Source organism: Paracidovorax anthurii (assembly GCF_003269065.1).
Taxonomy (GTDB): Bacteria; Pseudomonadota; Gammaproteobacteria; order Burkholderiales; family Burkholderiaceae_C; genus Paracidovorax; species Paracidovorax anthurii.
Window position 1 is genome coordinate 16,460 of record NZ_QLTA01000037.1, and the last position, 23,114, is coordinate 39,573.

General features: G+C 70.9%; 24 protein-coding genes. 14 read left to right on the forward strand and 10 right to left on the reverse strand.

Annotated elements, in window-relative coordinates:
- Positions 1–41: 41 nt before the first annotated feature.
- The 3 genes from AX018_RS16720 to tsaB are packed head-to-tail and all read right to left on the reverse strand — an operon-like array spanning position 42 to position 2,079.
- The gene (locus AX018_RS16720; RefSeq protein WP_111879458.1) at positions 42–839 is read right to left on the reverse strand and encodes a uracil-DNA glycosylase family protein; all 798 of its coding nucleotides are present in this window, start codon (positions 837–839) and stop codon (positions 42–44) included.
- Positions 836–1,309 (reverse strand): ribosomal protein S18-alanine N-acetyltransferase, encoded by a 474-nt coding sequence (gene rimI, locus AX018_RS16725; RefSeq protein WP_111879461.1) that lies wholly within the window; start codon positions 1,307–1,309, stop codon positions 836–838. The genes AX018_RS16720 and rimI overlap by 4 nt, the downstream gene beginning before the upstream one ends.
- Positions 1,306–2,079 carry a tRNA (adenosine(37)-N6)-threonylcarbamoyltransferase complex dimerization subunit type 1 TsaB gene (gene tsaB, locus AX018_RS16730; RefSeq protein WP_111879526.1) on the reverse strand — a complete coding sequence of 258 codons (774 nt, stop codon included), beginning with the start codon at positions 2,077–2,079 and terminating at the stop codon, positions 1,306–1,308. The genes rimI and tsaB overlap by 4 nt, the downstream gene beginning before the upstream one ends.
- A gap of 113 nt (positions 2,080–2,192) precedes the next feature.
- Between tsaB and dacB the strand changes: the two genes are divergently transcribed.
- The 3 genes from dacB to AX018_RS16745 all read left to right on the forward strand — a co-directional run bounded on the left by dacB (position 2,193) and on the right by AX018_RS16745 (position 5,679).
- The gene (dacB, locus tag AX018_RS16735) at positions 2,193–3,695 is read left to right on the forward strand and encodes a D-alanyl-D-alanine carboxypeptidase/D-alanyl-D-alanine endopeptidase (protein ID WP_111879464.1); all 1,503 of its coding nucleotides are present in this window, start codon (positions 2,193–2,195) and stop codon (positions 3,693–3,695) included.
- Positions 3,696–3,834: 139 nt separating this feature from the next.
- Entirely contained in the window at positions 3,835–4,986 is a 1,152-nt protein-coding gene (locus tag AX018_RS16740) for an SGNH/GDSL hydrolase family protein (RefSeq protein ID WP_111879466.1), read from the forward strand.
- Between the two features lie 21 nt (positions 4,987–5,007).
- Positions 5,008–5,679, forward strand: coding sequence for an OmpW/AlkL family protein (locus AX018_RS16745; RefSeq protein ID WP_111879469.1), 672 nt, complete (start codon positions 5,008–5,010; stop codon positions 5,677–5,679).
- A gap of 88 nt (positions 5,680–5,767) precedes the next feature.
- Here the strand turns inward: AX018_RS16745 and AX018_RS16750 are convergent, their stop codons facing one another.
- The 4 genes from AX018_RS16750 to purE form a co-directional block, all read right to left on the reverse strand.
- Positions 5,768–6,718: an SGNH/GDSL hydrolase family protein gene (locus tag AX018_RS16750; RefSeq protein ID WP_111879472.1), complete on the reverse strand. Its 951-nt coding sequence runs from the start codon at positions 6,716–6,718 to the stop codon at positions 5,768–5,770.
- A gap of 94 nt (positions 6,719–6,812) precedes the next feature.
- The gene (locus AX018_RS16755) at positions 6,813–7,823 is read right to left on the reverse strand and encodes an L-threonylcarbamoyladenylate synthase (RefSeq protein ID WP_111879474.1); all 1,011 of its coding nucleotides are present in this window, start codon (positions 7,821–7,823) and stop codon (positions 6,813–6,815) included.
- An 11-nt stretch (positions 7,824–7,834) separates the two neighbouring features.
- Positions 7,835–9,013: a 5-(carboxyamino)imidazole ribonucleotide synthase gene (locus AX018_RS16760; RefSeq protein WP_111879477.1), complete on the reverse strand. Its 1,179-nt coding sequence runs from the start codon at positions 9,011–9,013 to the stop codon at positions 7,835–7,837.
- A complete protein-coding gene (purE, locus tag AX018_RS16765) occupies positions 9,010–9,507 on the reverse strand; it encodes a 5-(carboxyamino)imidazole ribonucleotide mutase (RefSeq protein WP_111879480.1) in 498 nt (165 codons plus the stop codon). The genes AX018_RS16760 and purE overlap by 4 nt, the downstream gene beginning before the upstream one ends.
- A 106-nt stretch (positions 9,508–9,613) precedes the next feature.
- Here purE and trxA point away from each other — a divergent pair, with 106 nt between their 5' ends.
- On the forward strand, positions 9,614–10,522 hold the full coding sequence (trxA, locus tag AX018_RS16770; RefSeq protein WP_111879482.1) for a thioredoxin: 909 nt from the start codon (positions 9,614–9,616) through the stop codon (positions 10,520–10,522).
- Between the two features lies 1 nt (position 10,523).
- Positions 10,524–11,375 (forward strand): META domain-containing protein, encoded by an 852-nt coding sequence (locus AX018_RS16775; RefSeq protein WP_245951613.1) that lies wholly within the window; start codon positions 10,524–10,526, stop codon positions 11,373–11,375.
- Between the two features lie 48 nt (positions 11,376–11,423).
- On the opposite strand, the gene AX018_RS16780 is transcribed toward AX018_RS16775, so the two are convergent.
- Positions 11,424–12,350 carry a phosphoribosylaminoimidazolesuccinocarboxamide synthase gene (locus AX018_RS16780; protein WP_111879487.1) on the reverse strand — a complete coding sequence of 309 codons (927 nt, stop codon included), beginning with the start codon at positions 12,348–12,350 and terminating at the stop codon, positions 11,424–11,426.
- Between the two features lie 302 nt (positions 12,351–12,652).
- On the opposite strand from AX018_RS16780, the gene hpf reads away from it, so the two are divergent.
- The 3 genes from hpf to hprK all read left to right on the forward strand — a co-directional run bounded on the left by hpf (position 12,653) and on the right by hprK (position 14,595).
- Positions 12,653–12,988, forward strand: coding sequence for a ribosome hibernation-promoting factor, HPF/YfiA family (hpf, locus tag AX018_RS16785; RefSeq protein ID WP_111879489.1), 336 nt, complete (start codon positions 12,653–12,655; stop codon positions 12,986–12,988).
- A 145-nt stretch (positions 12,989–13,133) separates the two neighbouring features.
- The gene (locus AX018_RS16790) at positions 13,134–13,604 is read left to right on the forward strand and encodes a PTS sugar transporter subunit IIA (protein ID WP_111879492.1); all 471 of its coding nucleotides are present in this window, start codon (positions 13,134–13,136) and stop codon (positions 13,602–13,604) included.
- A gap of 34 nt (positions 13,605–13,638) precedes the next feature.
- Complete coding sequence (gene hprK / locus AX018_RS16795; RefSeq protein ID WP_111879528.1) at positions 13,639–14,595, forward strand: HPr(Ser) kinase/phosphatase; 957 nt, start codon at positions 13,639–13,641, stop codon at positions 14,593–14,595.
- A 22-nt stretch (positions 14,596–14,617) separates the two neighbouring features.
- On the opposite strand, the gene fur is transcribed toward hprK, so the two are convergent.
- On the reverse strand, positions 14,618–15,046 hold the full coding sequence (gene fur, locus AX018_RS16800; RefSeq protein WP_111879494.1) for a ferric iron uptake transcriptional regulator: 429 nt from the start codon (positions 15,044–15,046) through the stop codon (positions 14,618–14,620).
- 90 nt (positions 15,047–15,136) lie between these two features.
- Between fur and AX018_RS16805 the strand changes: the two genes are divergently transcribed.
- The 4 genes from AX018_RS16805 to AX018_RS16820 all read left to right on the forward strand — a co-directional run bounded on the left by AX018_RS16805 (position 15,137) and on the right by AX018_RS16820 (position 17,877).
- Positions 15,137–15,694, forward strand: a complete 558-nt coding sequence (locus AX018_RS16805; RefSeq protein WP_111879497.1) for an outer membrane protein assembly factor BamE — start codon at positions 15,137–15,139, stop codon at positions 15,692–15,694.
- A gap of 88 nt (positions 15,695–15,782) precedes the next feature.
- On the forward strand, positions 15,783–16,646 hold the full coding sequence (dapB, locus tag AX018_RS16810) for a 4-hydroxy-tetrahydrodipicolinate reductase (RefSeq protein WP_111879500.1): 864 nt from the start codon (positions 15,783–15,785) through the stop codon (positions 16,644–16,646).
- 66 nt (positions 16,647–16,712) lie between these two features.
- Positions 16,713–17,375: a MotA/TolQ/ExbB proton channel family protein gene (locus AX018_RS16815; RefSeq protein ID WP_111879502.1), complete on the forward strand. Its 663-nt coding sequence runs from the start codon at positions 16,713–16,715 to the stop codon at positions 17,373–17,375.
- Between the two features lie 52 nt (positions 17,376–17,427).
- Positions 17,428–17,877, forward strand: a complete 450-nt coding sequence (locus AX018_RS16820) for an ExbD/TolR family protein (RefSeq protein ID WP_111879505.1) — start codon at positions 17,428–17,430, stop codon at positions 17,875–17,877.
- 39 nt (positions 17,878–17,916) lie between these two features.
- On the opposite strand, the gene AX018_RS16825 is transcribed toward AX018_RS16820, so the two are convergent.
- Positions 17,917–19,395, reverse strand: a complete 1,479-nt coding sequence (locus tag AX018_RS16825) for a sensor domain-containing protein (protein WP_245951615.1) — start codon at positions 19,393–19,395, stop codon at positions 17,917–17,919.
- Positions 19,396–19,595: 200 nt separating this feature from the next.
- On the opposite strand from AX018_RS16825, the gene AX018_RS16830 reads away from it, so the two are divergent.
- Both AX018_RS16830 and leuS read left to right on the forward strand, forming a co-directional pair.
- On the forward strand, positions 19,596–20,291 hold the full coding sequence (locus tag AX018_RS16830) for a S24 family peptidase (protein WP_111879509.1): 696 nt from the start codon (positions 19,596–19,598) through the stop codon (positions 20,289–20,291).
- A gap of 127 nt (positions 20,292–20,418) precedes the next feature.
- Positions 20,419–23,112 (forward strand): leucine--tRNA ligase, encoded by a 2,694-nt coding sequence (gene leuS, locus AX018_RS16835; protein ID WP_111879511.1) that lies wholly within the window; start codon positions 20,419–20,421, stop codon positions 23,110–23,112.
- Positions 23,113–23,114: the final 2 nt, after the last annotated feature.

The following is a 23,114-nucleotide window of genomic DNA, read 5'->3' on the forward strand; positions in this document are numbered from 1 at the left end:
GGCGGCGTGGATTCGCCGGAGCGGCGGCGCGCCGCGCGGCCTCAGCCTTCGCCAGGAGGGGGCGTGCCGGTGGCGCCGCGCACGCGGGCCAGCGCCCGGCAGAGATCGGCCCAGGCGGCGGCCTTGGCCTCGGGAGCGCGCAGCAGGTAGGCCGGGTCGTAGGTGACGACGGCCGGCGTGCCATCCGGCAGCTCGTGGGTGGTGGCGCGCAGCCGGCCCAGGGGGTCGCGGCTGCCGAGCACGGCGCGCGCGGCCGAGAGGCCCAGCACCAGCACCAGCGCGGGCCGCAGCGCGGCGATCGCGTCCCGCACGGCGGCGGCCACGTCGGCATCGGCGCTCCCCGGCGCGGCCCGCTCCACGGCGGCGAAGAAGGCGCGGGGGTGGCGGTGCAGCTGCATGGCGCGCAGCATGTTGTCCAGCAGCTTGCCCGCATCGCCGCCCGCGAGGGGCGAGTCCGGGGCCGTGCTCTCGGCCACCACGAGCCAGCCCGAGCCCAGAGTGGCGGGCGTGGCGGCGGGATCGGCCTGCGGATAGAGCGGCAGCGGCGCGTGCAGCCGCAGCGCCGGGCCGGAGGCCTCCACGGCGCGGGGTGCCGCCTGCGGCGTGGCTGGGGCATCGGGCGCGCGCCGCGCGGCGGGGGGCGGGGCGGTGGCATCGGCCGGCAGGGCCCGGGCGGGGGGGGCCGAGGGGGGCTGCCGTGGCGGCTGCGGGGGGGCGGCCGTCTCAGGCGCGGCCTGCGCCGCCGTGGGCGCCGGGGTCGGCGCGGCCGAGGGCTGCCACACGGTGATGCCCATCTCGGCCAGCATGGCGCGCTGGCGGGCGTCCAGGTCGAGGCTCATAGGGCGAGGCTCATCACGATGGCGTCCTCGCGGCTGCCGTTCGCCGCGGGGTAGTAGCGCTTGCGCTCGCCCACGGTGCGGAATCCCCGGGCCAGGTACACGTCCCGCGCCCGCTGGTTGCTCACGCGCACTTCCAGCCACAGCCACTGGGCCTGCCGGCTGCGTGCCCAGAGCGCCAGGGCGTCGAGCAGCAGATGGGCCCAGCCCTGGCGCTGGTGGGACGGGGCCACCGTCAGGTTGAGCAGGTGCACCTCGTCCACGCCCTGCATGGCCACGAAATAGCCGATCAGATCGTCGTTGGCCGCGATCAGCAGCTGCGTTTCGTAGCCGGCGGCCAGCGCGTCCGTGAAGTTGCCGCGCGTCCAGGGGTACGCGTAGGCCTGCCGCTCCACGTCCAGCAGCAGGTCGAGCCGCGCGAGCGTGAGCGGCTCGAAGCGGACCGTGTCGGGGGAATGGGCAACGGCGCTCATGCCCGGGAGGATACGGAAGCCGGCCCGCCGGGGGAAGCCGCAGCGGCGACGGCCTCGCGCGCGGCCATGCGCTCGGCCGTGGTCTGCGCCACCTTGTCGCGCACGTAGCGCGGGAGCGCGGCGGCGGCGGGCACCGCGCCGCCCGCCGCGAGCAGCGCGGGCGCGAGGCGCAGCAGGGCGCCGGCCGTGGGCAGGGCCGCCACGTGCGCGGAGGCGGGCGCGCCGGGCGCGAGCCGCTCGCCATAGGCGACCCGGGCGTTGCCGGCCACCGTCCAGCCGGCGGGCACCGCAACCGCCTCGGGCGCGCAGAGCCCGAAATCGCCATCGCCGGCACTGCTCCACCCAGGGCCCGGATGCCAGTCGAAGCGGGCCGCGTACACCTCGTCCATGCGCGCGTCGAGCACCGCCACCACGCGCGTGCAGCCGTGCGTGGCGCGGGCCTCTTCCGCCAGGGCCAGCAGCGTGTCCACCGGCAGCACGGGCACGCCCTTGCCGCCGCGCGCGCCGAAGGCCAGCCCCTGGGCCACCGAGCAGGCGGTGCGCAGGCCCGTGAAGGAGCCGGGGCCGCGCCCGAAGACGATCGCGTCCAGCGTGTCGAACGACAGCCCGGCCTCGTCCAGCAGGCCCCGGATCGCCGGCAGCAGCCCGGCCGAGGCCTGCGCGCCGCCGGGCGCGCTGCGCTCCCAGACCCGCGCGGCTTCGCCCTCCGCCTGCCGCTGGACGGCGATGGAGAGGGTGTCGGTGCTGGTGTCGAAGGCGAGCAGGTGCATGGCGAGGAGGGGCGCCGCGCCGGAGGCATGGGGCGGCAAGACGGCGATTATCGGCCACCGCCCCGGCCGGGATGGCCCGCAGGGCTGCTGTGCGCGTCCTAGACTCCCGGACCATGCCCTTCCTGCGACCTTTCCTCTTTTCCCTGTCCCGTTCCCTGCGCGCCGCCGCGCGCCCGTCCCGCTGGCATGCGGCCTGGATCGGCGCGGCGCTGTCGCTCGCGGGCGGCACGGCGCTCGCGCAGGGCGCCGCCGCGCCGCGGGCGGCAGCGGTGCTGCCCGCCCCGGTGGAGGCCGCGCTGCAGCGCGCCAAGGTGCCGACCGACGCCGTCGCGTTCGTGGTGGCCGATGCCGAGGGCCGCCAGCCGCCGCGCCTGGCCTGGCGCGCGCAGGAGCCGATGAACCCGGCCTCGGTGATGAAGCTCGTCACCACCTACGCGGCGCTGGAGCTGCTGGGGCCCGCCTTCACCTGGGATACGCCCGTGTACTTCGACGCGCGGCCGCAGGGCGGCAGCCTGCGCGGCAATGTGTACATCCGCGGCGTGGGCGATCCGCAACTGGTGGTGGAGCGCCTCTGGCTGCTGCTGCGGCGCCTGCAGGCCCAGGGCGTGCAGGTGATCGTGGGCGACATCGTGCTCGACCGCAGCGCGTTCGACCTGCCCGCGCACGATGCCGCGCTGTTCGACGGCGAGCCGCTGCGGCCCTACAACGCCGCGCCCGACGCGCTGCTGGTCAACTTCAAGTCGGTCGCGCTCACCTTCGTGCCCGACGTGGCGGCGGGCGTGGCGCGCGTGCAGGCCGAGCCGCCGCTCGCGGGCGTGCCCTGGCCGGCCACCGTGCCCCTGGCGGCGCCGGGCGCCGAATGCAGCGACTGGCGCGCAGCGCTCAAGGCCGATTGGGCCGATCCCGCACGCGTGGCGTTCCAGGGCGTGTTCCCGGCGGCCTGCGGCGAGCGTGTCTGGTCCGTGGCGCCGCCCGATCCGCAGGGCTTCGCCGCGCGCGCCATCGAGGGCCTGTGGCGCGAGCTGGGCGGCAAGCTCACGGGCAGCGTGCGCGAGGGGCGCGTGCCGCCGGGGCTCGCGCCGGCTTTCAGCGTGGCGTCCCCGCCGCTGGCCGAGACGGTACGGGCCATCAACAAGTACAGCAACAACGTGATGACGCAGCAGCTCTTCCTCACGATCGCGCTGCAGAAGAACGGCACGGCCACGTTCGACGGCGCGCGCAATGCCGTGGCCCAATGGTGGAGCCAGCGCGTGCCGGGCGCGGAGCCGCCGGTGCTGGACAACGGCGCGGGACTGAGCCGCGAGGCCCGCGTGAGCGCCGCGTCGCTCGCGCGCATGCTGCAGGTGGCGTGGGCCTCGCCCGTCATGCCGGAGCTGCTCTCGTCGCTGCCCATCGCGGGCGTCGATGGCACGCTGCGGCGCAGCCAGGCCGGCCGGGCATCGCGCGCGGCGCACCTCAAGACCGGCACGCTGCGCGATGCCTCGGCCCTCGCGGGCATCGTGCACGGGACCGGCGGCCGCCGCTACGTGGTGGTGGCCATCGCCAACCATCCGAACGCGGCCGCGGCGCGCCCGGCGATGGAGGCGCTGGTGGACTGGGTGGCGGCGCAGCGGTAGCCTGGCCGCGGCCAGGGGCCGCCACGTCCGGCGCGGCAGGGGTATCGGTAATTCCCCTGTCGTGGCTGGAGCGGGTCCGGGATTACGATGGCTCTTTATAAAACGCACGGTCGTGCTTTTTTAACCTGACGGAGCAAACGTGATCTCTAAAACCATCCATAACAGAGCGTCCTGGTCCGTGCTGGCCGCCGCTTGCCTGCTCGCGGCCTGCGGTGGCGGCGGGTCCGACACCACCCCCGCCGCCCAGGTGACGTCGGTGAAGGTCATGGGCGACAGCCTGGCCGACAGCGGCACCTTCGGCTTCAAGTTCACCGTGCAGGGCAGCGCGGCCACCGGCACCGGCTCCACGCCCATCTGGCCCGAGCGCGTGGCCACGAACTACGGGCAGACGCTGTGCTCGCACTACCTCTCCAACGGCACCACCTTCACCACGCGTTCCACCTGCACCAATTACGCGGTGGGCGGCGGGCGCATCAACAACACGTCGGCGCCGACCTCGCCCGCGTCGATCACCCAGCAGATCCAGGATGCCGGCGCGGCCGGGTTCGCGGACGGCGACCTCGTGCTGATCGATGGCGGCGGCAATGACGCGGCCGACCTCGTCGGCGCCTACCTGCGCGTCTCCACCGACGGCGGCGCGTCGTACCGCGCGCTGCTGCTCACGCTGCTGGACGCCGCCACGGTCACCAATGCATTCGCCGGCGGCGCCACGGGGCTGGCCCAGGTGGGCGGGCTCTACATGCAGGCGCTGGCCACGCAGTTCGCCGGCACCATCCGCACCAATGTGCTGGGCAAGGGCGCCAAGCGCGTGGCCGTGCTCAATGCACCTGGCATCACGCTCACGCCGCGCTTCCGCGCCGTGCTCGCGCGCATCTCCGCCGCCAATGGCGCGGCGGCGGCCACCCAGGCCGAAGCCGTGTTCGACGGCTGGGTGCAGGCCTTCAACGCCCGGCTGGCCACGAGCCTGGGCACGGACAGCCGGCTGACGGTGGTGGATTTCTACGCCTCGTTCAAGGACCAGTCCACGAACCCCTCGCAGTACCAGCTCACCAACACGACCACGCCGGTCTGCCCCGCCACGGGCACCGGCAGCGATGGCCTGCCCACCTACACCTTCCCCACCTGCACGGCGACGGCCCTGTCCGCCACCACGCCGCCCGCCGGCGCGACGGGCGGTGCCGACTGGTGGAGGAGCTACGGGTTCTCCGACAGCTTCCATCCCACGCCCTACGCCCATCAACTGATGGCCCAGCTGGTGGCGCGTTCGCTCGCAACGGCGGGCTGGCTCTGATTGCGGACTGGAGAGATCCCCATGGCTAAATCCCTTTCCCTCGCCGCCGGCGCCCTGGCGCTGATCGCATGCGGCGCCGCATCCGCCCAGGTGGCCGGCACCTGGAGCTTCCGCGCCGGCGCCACCCACATCTCCCCGCAGGTCAAGAGCGGCAACCTCTCGGCTCCCAGCTTCCCCGGCACGAAGGTGGACGTGGGCTCGGACACGGCGCTCACGGGCGGCATCAACTACATGGTCACCGACAACTGGGCCATCGACGTGCCCGTCGGCCTGCCGTTCAAGCACACGTTCTACGGCGCGGGCGCCATCGGGGGCACGGGCAAGGTCGGCGAGACCAAGGTGCTGCCGGCCACGGTGTTCGCGCAGTACCGCTTCGGCGAGGCGAACGCGGCCTTCCGCCCCTACGTGGGCCTGGGCGTGACCTATGCCAAGTTCTTCAAGGAGCGCACCACGGCCACGCTGAACGGGCTGACGGGCGGCACGCCCGCCAACCCCACCACGGCGACCATCGACAACAAATGGGGCCTGACGCCCCAGGTCGGCTTCGTGTGGAATTTCAACGAGCGCTGGTTCGTCGATGCGGCCTACTACAAGAGCTTCCTGAAGACGACGACGCACCTCTCCAGCGGCCAGAACATCGCCATCCGCCTGAACCCCAACGTGTTCGCGGTGGGCATCGGCTACCGGTTCTGAGCCCGGCGCCCCGGCAATGAAAAAGCCGACCCTCGGGTCGGCTTCTTTTTTCCCCCGGGGGCCGCCGGCGCGGGCCGGCGGGAGGGCATCACCAGCGTGCGCGCAGCCGGTCGTAGGCGTAGGTGCCGAACTGGCGGTGGGCCGAGGGCGTGATGTACACGCGGTCGGCGAACACGTAGCGGTCCTGCGATGCGCCGCTCAGCAGCGTGGAGGTGTTGCACTGCAGCGAGCTGATCTGGCCGGTGCCGATGCCGATGGCGTTGCCGGAGGCGACCGAGGTGCAGACGGGGTTGTCCTTGTCGTTGAAGCCGTAGCCGCCGGGCGAGTTGATGAACAGATTGCCGTAGTATTCCAGATCGACGTAGAGCACGGTCTTGCCCAGGTCCTCGATGCTCACGAGCAGCGCCTGGTTGAAGCGCGTGCTGGCGGTGCTCAGCAGGCTCTGCTGGCTGATCGACACGGCCCAGGGGCTCTTGCCGAGGTCGTAGGTGCCGATCACCACCACGTGCTTGGCGCCCGCGTCGGACAGGCGGCGCACCTGGGCCGCGAGCTCGCGCCCGGCGGTGGCCGAGGCCGTGAGGAACTGGTCGGTGGTCATCGTGCCGGCGTTCACTGCCGCCATGCCGGCGATGATGTCGCTGATGCCGCCGTTCATGAGGATCAGGTTGTTGTCGCCCAGCGTGTTGGAGGCCAGGAAGCTGGTGATCTGCTGCGTGGTGGAGGGCGCCGAGCCGCCGGCCGCGTCCGTGGTGGACGTCACGCGCGCATTGCCCTGGGCGTAGGCCGTGCCGCCCGCCGACGAGGGCGTGAGCGTGCGGCCGTAGTTGTTGGCGATCTGCAGGGTCCAGTTGTTGATCGAGCCGTCGTTGACCGTGTAGCGTGCGCCGTTCTGCCCGACATCGGTGAAGGCATCGCCGAAGGTGACGATGCGGTCCGGCGTCAGGGCCGACTCCGTCGTGCTGGAACCGCAGGCCGCCACGAAGGCGGCCGATGCACAGGCGGCGACCAGGAACGTGCGGCGCATCCAATTTGCTGCCATGTACTGTTTCTCCAGAAAAATTGAGCAAGAGTGTAACGAGTGGCGCTGAAAGCCTTTGCAACCGGACGTGTCAGGCGCTGGCGCCGGCCCCGGGCTACGCGGCGGCGGCGCGCTGCAGACGGTCGCGCACGCCCTCCCAGTCGGGGGTGCCGGGCGGTGTTTCTATCCAGATGAGCTTCACACCCCTGTCATCGAAATCCCGCAGGGCGGCGAAGAGTTCGTGCGCGGCGGCGGCGGCGTCCTGGGGCATGCGGCGCAGGACGACCCGGGAGGAGGGGGTGCGCAGCGCGGCGCGGGAATAGACGGCCAGGTGCGCCGCGCCGGCGCCGAGCAGTTCCAAGCCGGTCTGCAGGGCCTTGGCATCCATCAGCCGCACCTTGGCGCTGGGGGCGTAGTGCGCCTCCAGCGTGCCCGAGGCCCGGGGGGTGTGCGAGGGGAGGTCTTCCTTCGAGAGCGGCGCGAGGCCGCAGGCGGCCTCGACCTGGGCGCGCGTGATGGCGCCGGGGCGCAGCAGCACGGGCACGCCGCGCGTGCAGTCGATGATGGTCGATTCGATGCCCACGTCGCACGCGCCGCCGTCCAGCACCAGCAGGTCGTCGCCGAATTCGCCGTGCACGTGCTGCGCGGTGGTGGGGCTCACGCGGCCGAAGCGGTTGGCGCTGGGCGCGGCCACGCCATGCACCGGTGCGCCGCCCAGGGCCGGGTCGTCCGCCGCGCAGGCGCGCAGCACGGCCTGGGCCACGGGGTGGGCCGGGCAGCGCAGGCCCACGCTGTCCTGACCGCCCGCCGCCGCCGTGGCGATGCCTGGGCGGCGCGGCAGGATCAGGGTGAGCGGGCCGGGCCAGAACGCGCGCACCAGCGCCTCGGCGAAGGGGGGCACGGACTGCGCGAAATGCGCGATGCCCTCGGGCCCGGCCACGTGCACGATCAGCGGGTGGTCGCTCGGCCGGCCCTTGGCCTCGAAGATCCGCGCCACGGCGCCGTCGCTGGCGGCGTCCGCCGCGAGGCCGTAGACCGTCTCGGTGGGCAGGCCCAGCAACTGGCCCGCGCGCAGCGCACGGGCCGCCGCGGCGATGGAGGAGGGGGACTGGCCGTCGAGGATCATGGCGGCGATGCTCAGAACGGCGCGATGCCCAGCAGCGCCGCGGCCTGCAGCGCCGTGGAACGTGCCTGCGCGGGGGTGGGCGCGGTGATGTTCAGGTGCCCCATCTTGCGGCCGGGCTTGGCGTCGGCCTTGCCGTAGAGGTGCAGATGGGCTCCGGGCAGGGCCAGCACCGCATTCCAGTCGGGCGTGCGGGCCGCGCTACCCTGGACGAACCAGAGGTCGCCCAGCAGGTTCAGCATCACGGCGGCGCTGTGCTGGCGGGGCTGCGCGAGCGGCAGGCCCGCCATGGCGCGCACCTGCAGCTCGAACTGCGACACGTCGCAGGCGTCCTGGCTGTAGTGGCCGCTGTTGTGGGGGCGCGGCGCGATCTCGTTGACCACCAGCGAGCCGTCCTCCAGCACGAAGAACTCCACGCACAGCACGCCGACGTAGGCCAGCCCTTCTGCTATGGATTTCGCAGCAGAAATCGCTTGTTTTACAACGACATCGGGCACATTTCCTTCATGCACCTCGGTCACGGCGAGGATGCCGTCGCGGTGCAGGTTGCGCTGCAGCGGCAGGTGCACGCAGGCGCCGTCGCGGCCGCGCGCCACGATCACCGAGCATTCGAAGGCCAGGGGAAGGCGCTTTTCGAGCACGCAGGCCACGCCGCCCATGCCGCTCCAGGCGGCGGCGAGTTCGGCCGCCGTGGACACGCGGGCCTGGCCCTTGCCGTCGTAGCCGAGCCGCGCGGTCTTGAGGATGCCCGGCAGCAGGCTGGCGGGGACGGCTTCGAGCTGCCCCGCCGTCTCGATCACGGCATAGGGTGCGCAGGGCACGCCGCAGCGCACGAAGTGGGCCTTTTCCTGGGCGCGGTCCTGGGCGATGGCCACCGCATCGGCGGCCGGCGCCACGGGGCGCTCGGCCCCCAGCATGCGCAGCGACTGCGCGGGCACGTTCTCGAATTCGGTGGTGACGGCGTCCGACAGCGCGGCCAGCCGGGCCAGGCCGTCCGGGTCCTCGTAGGCCGTCTGCACGTGGTGGTGGCTGATGCGGCCGGCGGGGCTGTCGGCATCCGGGTCGAGCACGGCCGTGAAATAGCCCATGGCCTGCGCGGCATGCGCGAACATGCGGCCGAGCTGGCCGCCGCCGAGAACGCCCAGGGTGGCGCCCGGCATCAGCGGGCGCTGCGAGGGATCGGCCGCGCTCATGGGGCCGCCGGAGGGAGCGCCATCGCGCGGGCCGCCTCGGTCTGCTCGGCGCGGAAGGCTTCCAGCCGCGCGCGCAGGGCGGGGTCCTCGTTGGCCAGCAGGGCCACGGCGAAGAGCGCCGCATTGGCCGCGCCGGCCGTGCCGATCGCGAAGGTGGCCACGGGGATGCCCTTGGGCATCTGCACGATGCTGTGCAGCGAATCGACCCCCTGCAGGTGCCGGCTGGCCACGGGCACGCCGAGCACGGGCACGGGGGTCTTGGCGGCCAGCATGCCGGGCAGGTGGGCCGCGCCCCCGGCGCCCGCGATGATCGCCTTCAGGCCACGGCCGGCGGCGGCCTCGGCGTAGGCGAACATGTCGTCGGGCATCCGGTGGGCCGAGACCACGCGTGCTTCGTGGGTGACACCGAATTGCTGGAGAATCTGCACTGCGTGCTGCATGGTCTCCCAGTCGCTGCTGGAGCCCATGACCACGCCGATCTGGATGGGTTTCATGTGGAGTGGGGCGCGCGCGCCGTGCACGCCCGCCGAAGTGGAACCCGCGATTTTACTTTTGGCGTGCCGTGCACCGCGGGGCGCGCCGCCCGTCCCCTGGAAACCAATGATCGACGTCACCGTAGAGAATTTTGAAGCCGAGGTCATCGCCGCCTCCATGGAAGTGCCCGTGCTGGTGGATTTCTGGGCGCCCTGGTGCGGCCCGTGCAAGTCGCTCGGGCCCATCCTGGAAAAGCTGGAAACCGAGTACGCGGGCCGCTTCAAGCTGGTGAAGATCGACTCCGACCAGGAGCAGCAGATCGCCGCGATGTTCGGCATCCGCAGCATTCCCACCTGCGTGCTGCTGATGAACGGCCAGCCCGTCGATGGCTTCATGGGCGCGCTGCCCGAGGGCCAGGTCCGCGCCTTCCTCGACAAGCACGTGCCCAGCGCCGAGGAGATGCTCGCCGAGGCCGAGGAAGAAGCGGCCCAGGAAGCGCTGGAGGACGGCGACACCGAGACGGCCCTCGAAAAGCTCCAGCATGCGGTCGCCACCGACCCGTCCAACGACGATGCCCGCTTCGACTACGTGAAGCTCCTGCTGCAGCTCGGCCGCGTGGACGACGCCAAGGTGGCTTTCGCTCCGGTCATCGCCAAGGCCGCCACCTCGCGCAAGCTGGGCGCGCTCAAGGTCTGGATGGATGCTATTGATTTCGTAGCTAACGGCGTAGCAGATACGGCGACATCGACCGGCTTCGATGCCCGCATCGCCGCCAACAAGCGCGATTTCGATGCCCGCTTCGGCCGCGCCCGCCGGCTCATCGCCGAGCAGCGCTGGACCGACGCCATGGACGAGCTGCTCGAAATCCTCATGCGCGACAAGGCCTGGAACGACGAGGCCGCGCGCAAGACCTTCGTGGCCGTGCTCGAAATCATCGAGCCGCCCAGGATCAAGGTGGCCGAGGGCCAGATCCCGCCCGAGGACCCGGTGGTGGCCACCTACCGGCGGCGCCTCTCCAGCGTGGTGCTGAGCTGATGTGACCCGGGCAATGCGCTGCGCGCCCGCCGCGGGCACGGGGTGGGCGCGGCGCCGGGCCGGGGGCGCGCTGCTGCTGGCGGCGGCGCTCCTCGCCGCGGGGTGCTCGGTGCTGCCTCCCCCGCTGGACGCGGTGGTCACCGGCACGGCCTTCTCGCGGCAGCGCTTCTACCTGCCGTCGGGCGGCGCGTTCGAGGCGGTGCTGCTCGACGTGTCCGACGCCGATGCGCCGCCCACCGTGGTCGGGCGGCAGGCCATCGACGGCTTCGAGCGCCTGCCCGTGGAGCTGCGCATTCCCTATCGGGCGTCCCGGGTGGTCGCCGGCGGGCGGTATGTGGTGCGCGCCACCGTCTCGGTGAATGGCATCGCCTGGCTGTCCAGCGAGGGCGTGCATCCGCTGCAGCGCGATCCCGCCTTCCGCCATGTCGATGTGCTGCTGCAGCCCGTGCCGCGCAACGCCGCCACCGCCCGGGGCATGGTGCCGCTCGCGCAGACCTACTGGAAGCTCGTCGAGGTGGACGGCCTCGCCCTGCCGCCCGCGCCCGCCGGCCGGCCGGATGCGCACCTCGTCCTGCAGCCCGAGGAGGGCCGCGCCGCGGGCTCCGGCGGCTGCAACCGCTTCGTGGGCGACTATCGGGTGGACGGCGTGCGGCTGCAGTTCGGCGCCATCGAATCCGGCCTGCAGCTATGCCTCGACACGGGGCTGGCCGAGGGGCTCTATCTGGAGGCGCTGCGCGCCACGCAGCGCTTTCGCATCGAAGGGCGCCAGCTCATCCTCTTGGCGGGGGCCGGGGAGGATGAGCGCACCACGCTGCGCTTCGAGGCGCCCGAGCTGACCACCTCCGGCCGCTGAGAACGTGAACGCGCCCTGGCGGGCCGGGCCCTTGGCGCGTGTTCGCGCTCAGGCCGAGGTCAGCCGCTCCAGCGCCTCGCGGTACTTGGCGGCGGTCTTCTCGACGACGTCGCGCGGCAGGCGCGGGGCCGGCGCGGTCTTGTTCCAGGGGGCGCCGTTCACCTGCACCTGCTCCAGCCAGTCGCGCACGAACTGCTTGTCGTAGCTGGGCGGGTTCTCGCCCGCCGCCAGCGCGGCCTCGTAGCCTTCCACGGGCCAATAGCGCGAGCTGTCGGGCGTGAGCACCTCGTCCATGAGCACCAGCGTGCCGTCGGGCGCGAGGCCGAACTCGAACTTGGTGTCGGCGATGATCATGCCCTTCTCCAGCGCGATGGCCGCGGCGGCTTCGTAGAGCGCGATGCTGGTGTCGCGGATCCGGGTGGCAATGTCGATGCCGACCATCTCCACCGTGCGCTCGAAGGTGATGTTCTCGTCGTGCTCGCCCACGGCGGCCTTGGCGGCCGGGGTGTAGATGGGGCGGGGCAGGCGCGCCGCGTTCGTGAGGCCCTCGGGCAGCGGCACGCCGCAGACCGAGCGCGAGGCCTGGTATTCCTTCCAGCCGCTGCCCGCCAGATAGCCGCGCACCACGGCCTCCACGGGAATGGGGCGCAGGCGCTGCACGAGCATGGAGCGGCCGCGCACCTGGGGGATTTCCTCCGGGGCCACCGCGCTCTCCGGGGCGTCGCCCGTCAGGTGGTTGGGGCACAGGTGGCCGAGCTTGTCGAACCAGAACAGCGCCATCTGCGTGAGCAACTCGCCCTTGCCGGGAATGGGCTCGCCCATGATGACGTCGAACGCCGAGATCCGGTCGCTGGCCACCATGAGGATGCGGTCGTCGCCCACGGCGTAGTTGTCGCGGACCTTGCCCCGCGCGAGCAGCGGCAGCGAGGCCAGGGACGAGGTGTGCAGGGCGGCGGGGGAGCTGGGCTGGGTCATGGTGTGAAGGATTGCAAACGGGGGATCATCCGGCGCCCGCGCTCGGCGGGCGACTGCCGGATTCTAGGGCGCGCATCCGGCGCGGCCCCTGGCAGCACAGCCCGCCCATTTTGCGTCCATCCGGGGCCGTGGTCACCTGTAACGGCAGTACCCCCGGACCGTCCGCGGTCGGGATTGCATTTCCCCGCGGCGGGGCGCATAGTGGATTCGACAGCACATGCATGCGCTCCCCATCCGCCGGGCCGGCCGTCGATTTCCCCAGACGGGCGGCACTTACTTCAACGTGCCAAGGAGACTTGTTTATGAACCTGACGATCAGCGGCCACCACCTCGAAGTGACCCCTGCGCTGCGCGACTATGTGACGGGCAAGCTGGGCCGGATCAACCGGCATTTCGACCAGGTGGTTGACGTGAAGGTGCTTCTCACCGTCGAAAAGCAGAAGGAGAAGGAGAAGCGCCAGCGCGCTGAATGCAATGTGCATGTCAAGGGCAGCGACCTGTTCGCCGAGAGTTCGCACTCCGACCTCTACGCGGCCGTGGACGATCTGGTGGACAAGCTCGACCGGCAGGTCGTGCGCCACAAGGATCGCCTGCAGGACCACCACTGCGCCCTCAAGCGCGCCGCCCTCCCCGCATGAGGTCGTCTTTTTCTGCATGACCGGGCATTTCCAGGGTCTTCCTGCTGGCATTGCCCGCAAAGCCGCCTCGAAAGGCGGCTTTTTCGTGCCCTTGTTCAGGGGCTCAGGGTTTATGCTAGGGGATGCATAATCGCAACCCTTCACCATGAACCGTCTAGCTTCCATATTGCCGGCCGCTCAAGTGCTCGTGAGCGTCGATGCCACTAGCAAAAAGCGTGCTTTCGAGGAGGCAGGGCTGTTGTTCGAGAGCCAGCATGGCCTCTCTCGCGCGCTCATCACCGACAGCCTGTTCGCCCGGGAGCGCCTGGGTTCCACGGGCCTGGGCCATGGCGTTGCGATTCCCCACGGACGCATCAAGGGCCTGAAGGCGCCCATGGCGGCCGTCTTCCAGCTGGCGCACCCCATCGGCTTCGACGCGCCGGACGAGCAGCCCGTGGGCCTGCTCATCTTTCTGCTCGTGCCCGAGGCCGCCACGCAGAAGCACCTGGAGATCCTCTCCGAGATCGCCGAGCTGCTCAGTGATGGCCCGCTGCGCGAGCGCATCAAGGGCTCCACCGATGCCGCCGAACTCCACGGCCTCATCGCGGGCTGGCAATCGGCCCAGGCCGCCGCCTGACTCCCCGGCTCCCGTGCGCAACGACCCTTACCGCGTGAAACCCAACGTCGTCAGCGCCGATGTCCTCTTCGAGGAATTCCGATCCGCCCTCAAGTGGGAATGGGTGGCCGGGCTCGGTGCCTCCGAGCGCCGCTTCGACGAGGTGGCGGTGCGCTCGGCGCGTTCCGGCGCCGACCTCGTCGGCTACCTGAATTACATCCACCCCTACCGGGTGCAGATCCTCGGCGAGCGGGAGATCGCCTATCTCACCAACGCCACGCCCGAGGACTGCAAGCGCCGCATCGCGCGCATCGTGACCCTGGAGCCCCCGGTGCTCGTGCTGGCCGACAGCCAGATGGCGCCGGACGCGTTGCTGTCGATGTGCGAGCGCGCGCAGATCCCGATGTTCTCCACGCACGAGTCGTCGGCCTTCGTGATCGACGTGCTGCGCGCCTACCTGTCCAAGCATTTCGCTGACCGCACCACCATGCACGGCGTCTTCATGGACATCCTGGGGCTGGGCGTGCTGATCACCGGCGAGTCGGGACTGGGCAAGAGCGAGCTGGGGCTGGAGCTTATCTCGCGCGGCAACGGCCTCGTGGCCGACGATGCGGTGGACTTCTTCCGCATCAACCAGACCACCATCGAGGGCAAGTGCCCTGACCTGCTGCAGAACCTGCTGGAGGTGCGCGGCATCGGCCTGCTCGATATCCGCGCCATCTTCGGCGAGACGGCCGTGCGGCGCAGGATGCGGCTGCGCCTCATCGTGCACCTGGTGCGCAAGGAAACCCTGGAGCGCGACTACGAGCGCCTGCCCTACGAACCCCTGACGCAGGATGTGCTGGGCGTGCCCGTGCTCAAGGTGGTGATCCAGGTGGTGGCGGGGCGCAACATCGCCGTGCTGGTGGAGGCGGCGGTGCGCAACACCATCCTCAACCTGCGCGGCATCGACACCTACCAGGAGTTCGTCGAGCGCCACCGCCGGGCGATGGAGCAGCGCGACGGCTCCTGAGCGCTGTCCGCGCGCGCTGGCGTCAGCGCGCCGCAGCCGCCTTCGCGCAGGCGGCGCACTGGCCGTACAGGGCCATGGAGTGGTCCTGCACCACCCAGCCCTTGGCCTTGGCCACGAGTTGTTGGCGCTTCTCGATCTCGGGGTCGAAGAATTCCTCGACCTTGCCGCAGACCATGCAGATGAAGTGGTCGTGGTGCTGGCCTTCGTTCAGCTCGTACACCGCCTTGCCGCTCTCGAAATTGCTGCGGATCAGGATGCCGGCCTGTTCGAACTGGGTGAGCACGCGGTAGACGGTGGCCAGGCCGATGTCCGAGCGTTCTTCGAGCAGCACGCGGAACACGTCTTCGGCCGTCATGTGGCGCTGCGCGCCTTTCTGGAAGATTTCCAGGATCTTCAGGCGGGGGAGGGTGGCCTTGAGCCCGGTGCTCTTGAGTTCGTCGATGTTCGTCATGACAGGGTCTTTCGTGTGCCAGGGGCGCGCGCCAAGGCCTGGGAGACCAGCCGCTACAATGGTTCGATCATATCGTCTATGCCTATTTCCATGTCCGTCCACGCCCGTCGCAGCGCCCGCATGGGCCTGATCCTGTTGCTCGGCGCGGGCCTCTCGGCCTGCGGCAGTTTCAACAGCGCCAGCAACCGCGTTGCGAGCATGGTCACACCGTACAAGGTCGAGGTGGTTCAGGGCAACTTCGTCTCGCGCGAACAGGTCGAGGCCCTGCAGCCGGGCATGTCGCGCCAGCAGGTCAAGGAGCTTCTGGGCACGCCGCTCATGACCAGCCTCTTCCATGCCGACCGCTGGGAGTACGTCTTCACGCTGAAGCGGCCCGGCGTCGAGGCGCAGTCGCGCAAGCTCACCGTGTTCTTCAAGGGCGATGCCTTCGAGCGCGCCGTGGGCGACGAGATGCCCTCCGAGGCCGAGTTCGTCGCCACGCTCGGCACGTCGCGCAAGTCGCCGCCCAAGGTGCCCGCGCTGGAAGCCACGCCCGAGCAGCTCGCGAAATACCCCAAGGCTGCCAGCGTGTCCCAGCCCGAGCCGACCGATGCGGCCGTGCCTGCGGTGCCCTCCAGCTACCCGCCGCTGGAATCCTCCTCCCGCTGATCGCCGGGGCGGGCCCGGGATGCCGGGCCCGAGGGATTCCGATGCCCTGGATTCCGCCGTCTTCTCCTGATTTCTTGCAATAACCGCCATGACCGTGTCCGCCGCCCCGTTGCCCCAGCCTTCCTCCTCCTCCGGGGCCGCTGCGCCCTGCCGTGTGGCCGTGGCCGGCGCTTCGGGCCGGATGGGGCGCATGCTCATCGAAGCCATCCGCGCCAGCGACGGCGACGTGGTGCTCGCGGGGGCGCTGGACGTGGCGGCGAGCCCGGCCATCGGCTCGGACGCGACCGCGTTCCTGGGCCATGCCAGCGGCGTCGCGATCACTGCCGACCTGCGCGAGGCGCTGGCACGGGCCGATGTGCTGATCGATTTCACCCGCCCCGAGGGCACGCTGGCCCATCTGGCCGTGTGCGCGGAGCTGGGGGTGAAGGCCGTCGTCGGCACCACGGGCTTCACCGATGCGCAGAAGGCCGAGATCGCCGCGTTCGCGCAGCGCACGGCGGTCGTCATGGCGCCCAACATGAGTGTGGGCGTGAACGTCACGCTCAAGCTGCTGGAGATGGCCGCCAAGGCGCTCGCCACCGGCTACGACATCGAGATCGTCGAGGCGCACCATCGCCACAAGGTGGATGCCCCCTCGGGCACGGCCCTCAAGATGGGCGAGGTGATCGCCCAGGCGCTGGGCCGCGACCTGAAGGAATGCGCCGTCTATGGCCGCGAGGGCGTGACGGGCGAGCGCGATCCGTCCACCATCGGTTTCGCCACGGTGCGCGGTGGCGACATCGTGGGCGACCACACGGTGCTGTTCGCCGGCACGGGCGAGCGCATCGAGATCGCGCACAAGTCGTCGAGCCGGGCCACCTATGCGCAGGGCAGTCTGCGCGCCGTGCGGTTCCTGGCGGCGCACCGCACCGGGCTGTTCGACATGTTCGACGTGCTCGGCCTGCAGGGCTGATCCGCCGCCACGGCTGGCTGTTTCCGCAGGCTTTTTGCTTCATCCTGTTTCTATAACGGCGCATCCATGAACGCTTGGCACTGGTGGCACCAGGGGGACATGGTCACCCGCGTCTCGGCGGTGCTGCTGCTCGCCATGTCCGTGGCGAGCTGGGTGGTCATCCTCTGGAAGGCGCGCCTGCTGCGCCGCGCCGTGGGGGATGTGGGCCGCAGCACAGCGGCTTTCTGGCTGGCGCCATCGGTGGCGGTGGCGGCGCAGCGTCTGGCATCGTTCGACCGGGATGTCCTGGTGCTTCCCCTGGTCGATGCCGTGCATGCGGTCGCGCAGGGCGCGCAGGCGGGCACGCTGGCCGCCAGCGGCCATCGTGCCCAGCAGCTCACGCGGGTGCTGCGGGATGCCCTGCATCGCGTGCTGGGCCGGCTTCAGTTCGGTCAGGTGCTGCTGGCCACGGTGGGCTCCACGGCGCCGTTCGTGGGGCTGCTCGGCACGGTCTGGGGCATCTACCACGCGCTCACGGCCATGGCCGGGGGCGGGCAGATCACGATCGACCGGGTGGCCGGCCCGGTGGGCGAGGCGCTGGTGATGACCGCCGCGGGGCTGGCGGTGGCGATTCCCGCCGTGCTGGCCTACAACCTGTTCGGGCGCTGGATCGGGCGCATCGAGGCCGATCTCGAAGGCTTCGCACGCGACCTGCGCGAACTCATGCTGGACGCGCCCTCCGGCGAATGAGCCGGGGACTGCCCGTCCTTTCCGTACACACCGTTTCTTTTCTCTTTCTTCCATGGCTTTCGGCCGTCTCGAACGCACCAACGCTCCCAAGCCGATGAGCGACATCAACATGACGCCGCTGGTGGACGTGATGCTGGTGCTGGTGGTGATCTTCATCCTGACCGCGCCGCTGCTCGCGAGCGCCATCCGGCTGGATCTGCCGCGCGCCGAGGGCACCTCGCAGGGCTCGTCCGGCGAGGCGATCACCGTGGTGATCGATGCCTCGGGGCAGGTGTTCCTGGCCGATCAGCCCGTGGACGGCGGCACGCTGGCCGGGCGCCTGCGCCGCGTGGCCTCCGAGCGGCCCGATACCGAAGTGCAGCTGCGCGCCGACACGGCGGTGCCTTACGGCCGCGTGGTGGAGGTCATGGGCGCGGCGCATGCCGCCGGCCTGCACCGCATCGGCTTCGTGGCCGAGCCCGGCGCGGCCGCGCCGCGGGATGCCGACCTGCAGCGGCGATAGCGTTTGCCGGTGCAGGGGGCGCAGGATGGCCGGCTGGCCTCAGCGTGCGCGCGGCTCGGTCACGTCCGGGGCTGCGCCGGGGGGGTCGCGCGGCAGCCCGGGGCTGGGGTGGAAGACGCTGAGGCGCTGTCCGCCCGCCTGCTTGGCGGCATACATGGCGAGGTCCGCGTGGTGCAGCAGGGCGGCGGCCGTACGGCCGTCCCGCGGGTAGAGCGCGATTCCGATGCTGGCGCCCGTCCGCCACCGAGCGCCCTGCAGGCGCATGGGGCGCTCGGCCGCGGCCAGCAGCCGCCGGGCGGTCGCGGTGGCCTCGTGGTGGCCGCTGCGGGGCAGCACGGCGGCGAACTCGTCGCCGCCGATGCGCGCGACGAGGTCGGTCGTGCGCGATGCCGCCCGGAAGCGGTTGGCCAGCTCGCGCAGCAGTGCGTCGCCCGCGCGGTGGCCCAGGCTGTCGTTGACCTGTTTGAAGCGGTCCAGGTCGATGAAGGCGACGGCAAGCGGTGTGCCGTCGCGGTCCGCTTCCTGGATCATGCGCTCCGTGTGTTCCAGGAGGCAGGCGCGGTTGGGCAGGCCGGTGACGGCGTCGTGGTAGGCGAGCTGGTGGATGCGCCGCTGCGCGCGCTCGCGCTCCAGCAGCAGGCTGCACAGGTGCAGGCTCACGTCCACGAGGTGGCGGTGAAGATCGTCGGGCGTGCGGTGTTCGCGGAAGTAGAGCGCGAAGGCGCCGAGAACGCAGCCGTCGCGGCCCCGGATGGGGTAGGACCAGCAGGCCACGAGCCCCCGGGCCAGCAAGGGCTCCCGCCAGCCGTCCCAGCGCGGGTCGGTGGCGATGTCGGAGCAGGCCACGGCCTCCGAGAACCAGGCCGCCGGGCCGCAGCCGGCGGCGTGCGGGCCGGCCGGCTGGCCGTCGGGGCGCGTGGTGATCTCGTCCAGGCCGGGCGCGGCCAGGCAGCTCAGGCGCTGCCGGTCGTCCACTTCGAGCACGACGGCGGTGGCGTCCGGCGCGATCCGCTCGATCTCGCGGCACAGCAGCGCCGCCACGCCCGGCAAGGGCACGTCATGCACCATGGCGTCGAGCACCTTGCGCTGCAGCACTTCCTGGACCTTGGTGGCGGTGATGTCGGTCAGCACGCCGATGAGGTGCCCGGGCGGCGGCGAAGGCGCCGCGAGCGTGGCGTCGGTGGCGGAGTTGAGCACGGCGCAGGCCCAGAGCGGCTGGCGCCCGCGCGGCTGCAGCAGCGTGTCGCACCGGTAGCCGGCCTGCAGCGGCGGGCCCCCGCCGCGCAGCAGCTCCTGCAGGCGCTCGTCGCTCGGCGGCTGGGCGAGCAGGTCCAGGAGGCGCCGGCCCGGCAGGGTGCCCGGGGGGGCACCCAGCATCCGTTCGGTGCCCGCGTTGGCGTAGGACACGCGGCCCGCCGCATCGATCATGAAGATCGCGCTGTCGCTCGCCCGTACCACGCGCTGGAGCTGGCGCAGCGGCGCGCAGTCTTCCTGCGCCAGGCCGGAGGGGTGGTGCATGCACGGCGCCGGCATGGCTCCGCCCGGAGCTGGTGCCATGACGCCATGGACCGCCGCATTCGTTGCTGGGACCTCTTCCATGCTGCGGTCGCCTCCCCACGAGTTGTGTGCCGCCGTGAGTCCGGATCGGCTACTATTGACAGCAATTGGTATGAAATCATCATAGCAAATGGTTCCATCCAGCATGCTAACTTGGGCTAATGGACGAGCGTCGGATTCAGGAGCAGCGGCGGGCACGACTGGCCGATGCGGTATGCCGCCTGTCCGAAGGCAACGTGACCGCGTTCGGGCGTTTGCTGGGTTATCGCGGCGGGGCCTTCGTGCGGCAGATGCTCGGGGGCAACCGCGCCGTATCGGACAAGACGGTGCGGCACATCGAATCCCTGCGCGGCATGCATGCCTGGTTTTCCCAGCCGCCCGCTCGCCAGGGGGGCCGGAGCGCCACCGCGGCCCACGACTTCGACGCAGGGCCTGACGTGTACGAGCTCTTCCCGGTCTCCCTCCACTTGCGCCCAGGCGTCGCGGATTACGCGATCTGGTCCGATGAGACCGACGAGGATGCCCCCATCAGTTTCCACCGCCACTGGCTGGAGCGCCGCGGCTATGTGCCCAAGCGGCTGCTGGCGCTACGCGCGCGCGGCTCCGGCATGGAGCCCGCGATCCACCCCGGCGACGTGGTGGTGGTGGACACGTCCGACACCACGCTGCGCGACGGCCACGTGTTCGCGATCAACGGCTTCGGCGAGATGCTGCTGCGGCGCGTGCACCGGGATGACGGGCGCTGGTGGCTGTCGTGCGACAACCCCGACCAGGCCCGCTATCCGCGCAAGGCCTGGGCCGAGCCGGACTGCATCTCCATCGGCCGGCTGGTGTTCAAGCAGAGCGAATCGATCTGAGCGTGGCGCGCGGCGCCGGCAACTACTTGGCGCCAGGGGCTGCGCGCATCGCGCCTAAAATCCCCGCCGAACCCTCCCTCCCCCGGAATGTCGTCGGCCGCGCGCGCGGCCCGGTCCCATTTTTCCCATGCAAGACAAATACACCCCTGCCGAGGTCGAGCGCGCCGCGCACAGCCACTGGATCGCCCGCGATGCCTACCGCGTGACCGAAGACGCGGGCAAGAAGAAGTTCTATGCCTGCTCGATGCTGCCGTACCCCAGCGGCAAGCTGCACATGGGCCACGTGCGCAACTACACGATCAACGACATGCTCACGCGCTACCTGCGCATGAACGGCCACAACGTGCTGATGCCCATGGGCTGGGACGCCTTCGGCTTGCCGGCCGAGAACGCGGCGCTCAAGAACGGCGTGCCGCCCGCGCAGTGGACCTACGACAACATCGCCTACATGAAGAAGCAGATGCAGGCGATGGGGCTGGCCATCGACTGGTCGCGCGAGGTCGCCACCTGCGACCCTGATTACTACCGCTGGAACCAGTGGCTGTTCCTCAAGATGCTCGAAAAGGGCATCGCCTACCGCAAGACCCAGGTGGTGAACTGGGACCCGGTGGACCAGACCGTGCTGGCCAACGAGCAGGTGATCGACGGCCGCGGCTGGCGCACCGGCGCGCTGGTCGAGAAGCGCGAGATCCCGGGCTACTACCTCAAGATCACCGACTACGCGCAGGAGTTGCTCGACCACGTGCAGGTGGGCAACGACAAGGCCACGCTCACCGGCTGGCCCGACAAGGTGCGGCTGATGCAGGAGAACTGGATCGGCAAGAGCGAGGGTGTGCGCTTCGCCTTCACGCACGACATCCGGGGCGACGACGGCCTGCTCATCGGCGACGGCCGCATGTACGTGTTCACCACGCGCGCCGACACCATCCTGGGCGTCACGTTCTGCGCCGTGGCGCCCGAGCACCCGCTGGCCGCGCATGCTGCGCGCTCCAACCCCGAGGTGGCCGCCTTCATCGAGGAGTGCAAGACCGGCGGCACCACCGAGGCCGAGCTGGCCACGCAGGAGAAGAAGGGCGTGCGCACGGGCCTCGCCGTCACGCACCCGCTCACGGGCGAGCCGGTGGACGTGTGGGTGGGCAACTACGTGCTCATGGGCTACGGCGACGGCGCCGTGATGGGCGTGCCCGCGCACGACGAGCGCGACTTCGCCTTCGCGCTCAAGTACGGCATCGAGATCAAGCAGGTGGTGCTGGTCGATGGCGAGACCTTCGACTACCACCGCTGGCAGGACTGGTACGGCGACAAGCAGAGCGGCGTCACCATCAATTCCGACAATTTCAGCGGCCTCTCGTACCAGGACGCCGTGGCGGCCGTGGCCCACGCGCTGCAGGAAAAGGTCCTGGGCGAGAAGAAGACCACCTGGCGCCTGCGCGACTGGGGCGTCTCGCGCCAGCGCTACTGGGGCACGCCCATCCCCATCATCCACTGCGACGAGCACGGCGCGGTGCCGGTGCCCGAGAAGGACCTGCCCGTGGTGCTGCCGCAGGACTGCATCCCGGACGGCTCGGGCAACCCGCTGCACAGGCACGAGGGCTTCCACGCCGGCGTGACCTGCCCCGTGTGCGGCAAGGCCGCGCGCCGCGAGACCGACACCATGGACACGTTCGTGGACTCGTCGTGGTACTTCATGCGCTACTGCGACCCGAAGAACAGCGAGGCGATGGTGGCCGGCGGCGCCGACTACTGGATGCCGATGGACCAGTACATCGGTGGCATCGAGCACGCGATCCTGCACCTGCTCTACGCGCGCTTCTGGACCAAGGTCATGCGCGACCTGGGCCTCGTGAAGGTGGACGAGCCCTTCACCAAGCTGCTCACGCAGGGCATGGTGCTCAACCACATCTATTTCTGGCGTGATGAGAAGGGTGGCAAGAACTACTTCCCCCCAGAAGCCGTTACCCAAGTTCTGGACCCGCAGGGGCGCATCCTGGGGGGCAAGCTCACTGAAGCCGAAGGTCCGTATCCGAAGGGGCTGGAGCTGGAGTACGGCGGTGTGGGCAAGATGGGCAAGAGCGAGCGCAACGGCGTTGACCCTCAGGATCTGATCGCCAAGTACGGTGCCGACACGGCCCGCCTCTACACCATGTTCACCGCGCCGCCCGAGGCCACGCTGGAGTGGAACGACGCGGCCGTCGAAGGCAGCTACCGCTTCCTGCGCCGCGTGTGGAATTTCGGCGCGAAGCTCACGGGCATCGACGCGGGCGCCACCGAGGCCGCCATCCAGGGCGCGCGCAGCCTGCAGGACGTGCCCTTCGGCAAGGAGGCCAAGGCCCTGCGGCTGGAGATCCACACCGTGCTCCGGCAGGTGGACTACGACTACCAGCGCATGCAGTACAACACCGTGGTCTCGGGCGCGATGAAGATGCTCAACGCGCTGGAGGACTTCAAGGCGGCGGATGCGCCCGGCGGCCTCGTCGCGCTGATCGAGGGCTTCGGCATCCTGCTGCGCGTGCTCTACCCGGCCACGCCGCACATCGCCCACGGCCTCTGGAGCGCGCTGGGCTACGCCGGCACGCTCGGCGACCTGCTCGACGCGCCCTGGCCGCAGGTCGATGCCGGCGCGCTGGTGCAGGACGAGATCGAGCTGGTGCTGCAGGTCAACGGCAAGCTGCGCGGCGCGATCCGCGTGCCGGCCACGGCCGACAAGGCCGAGATCGAGCGTATCGCCCTCGCGAGCGAGGACTTCCACAAGCATGCCGCCGGCGCCACGCCCAAGAAGGTGGTGGTCGTGCCGGGCCGGCTGGTGAACGTGGTCGTCTGAGC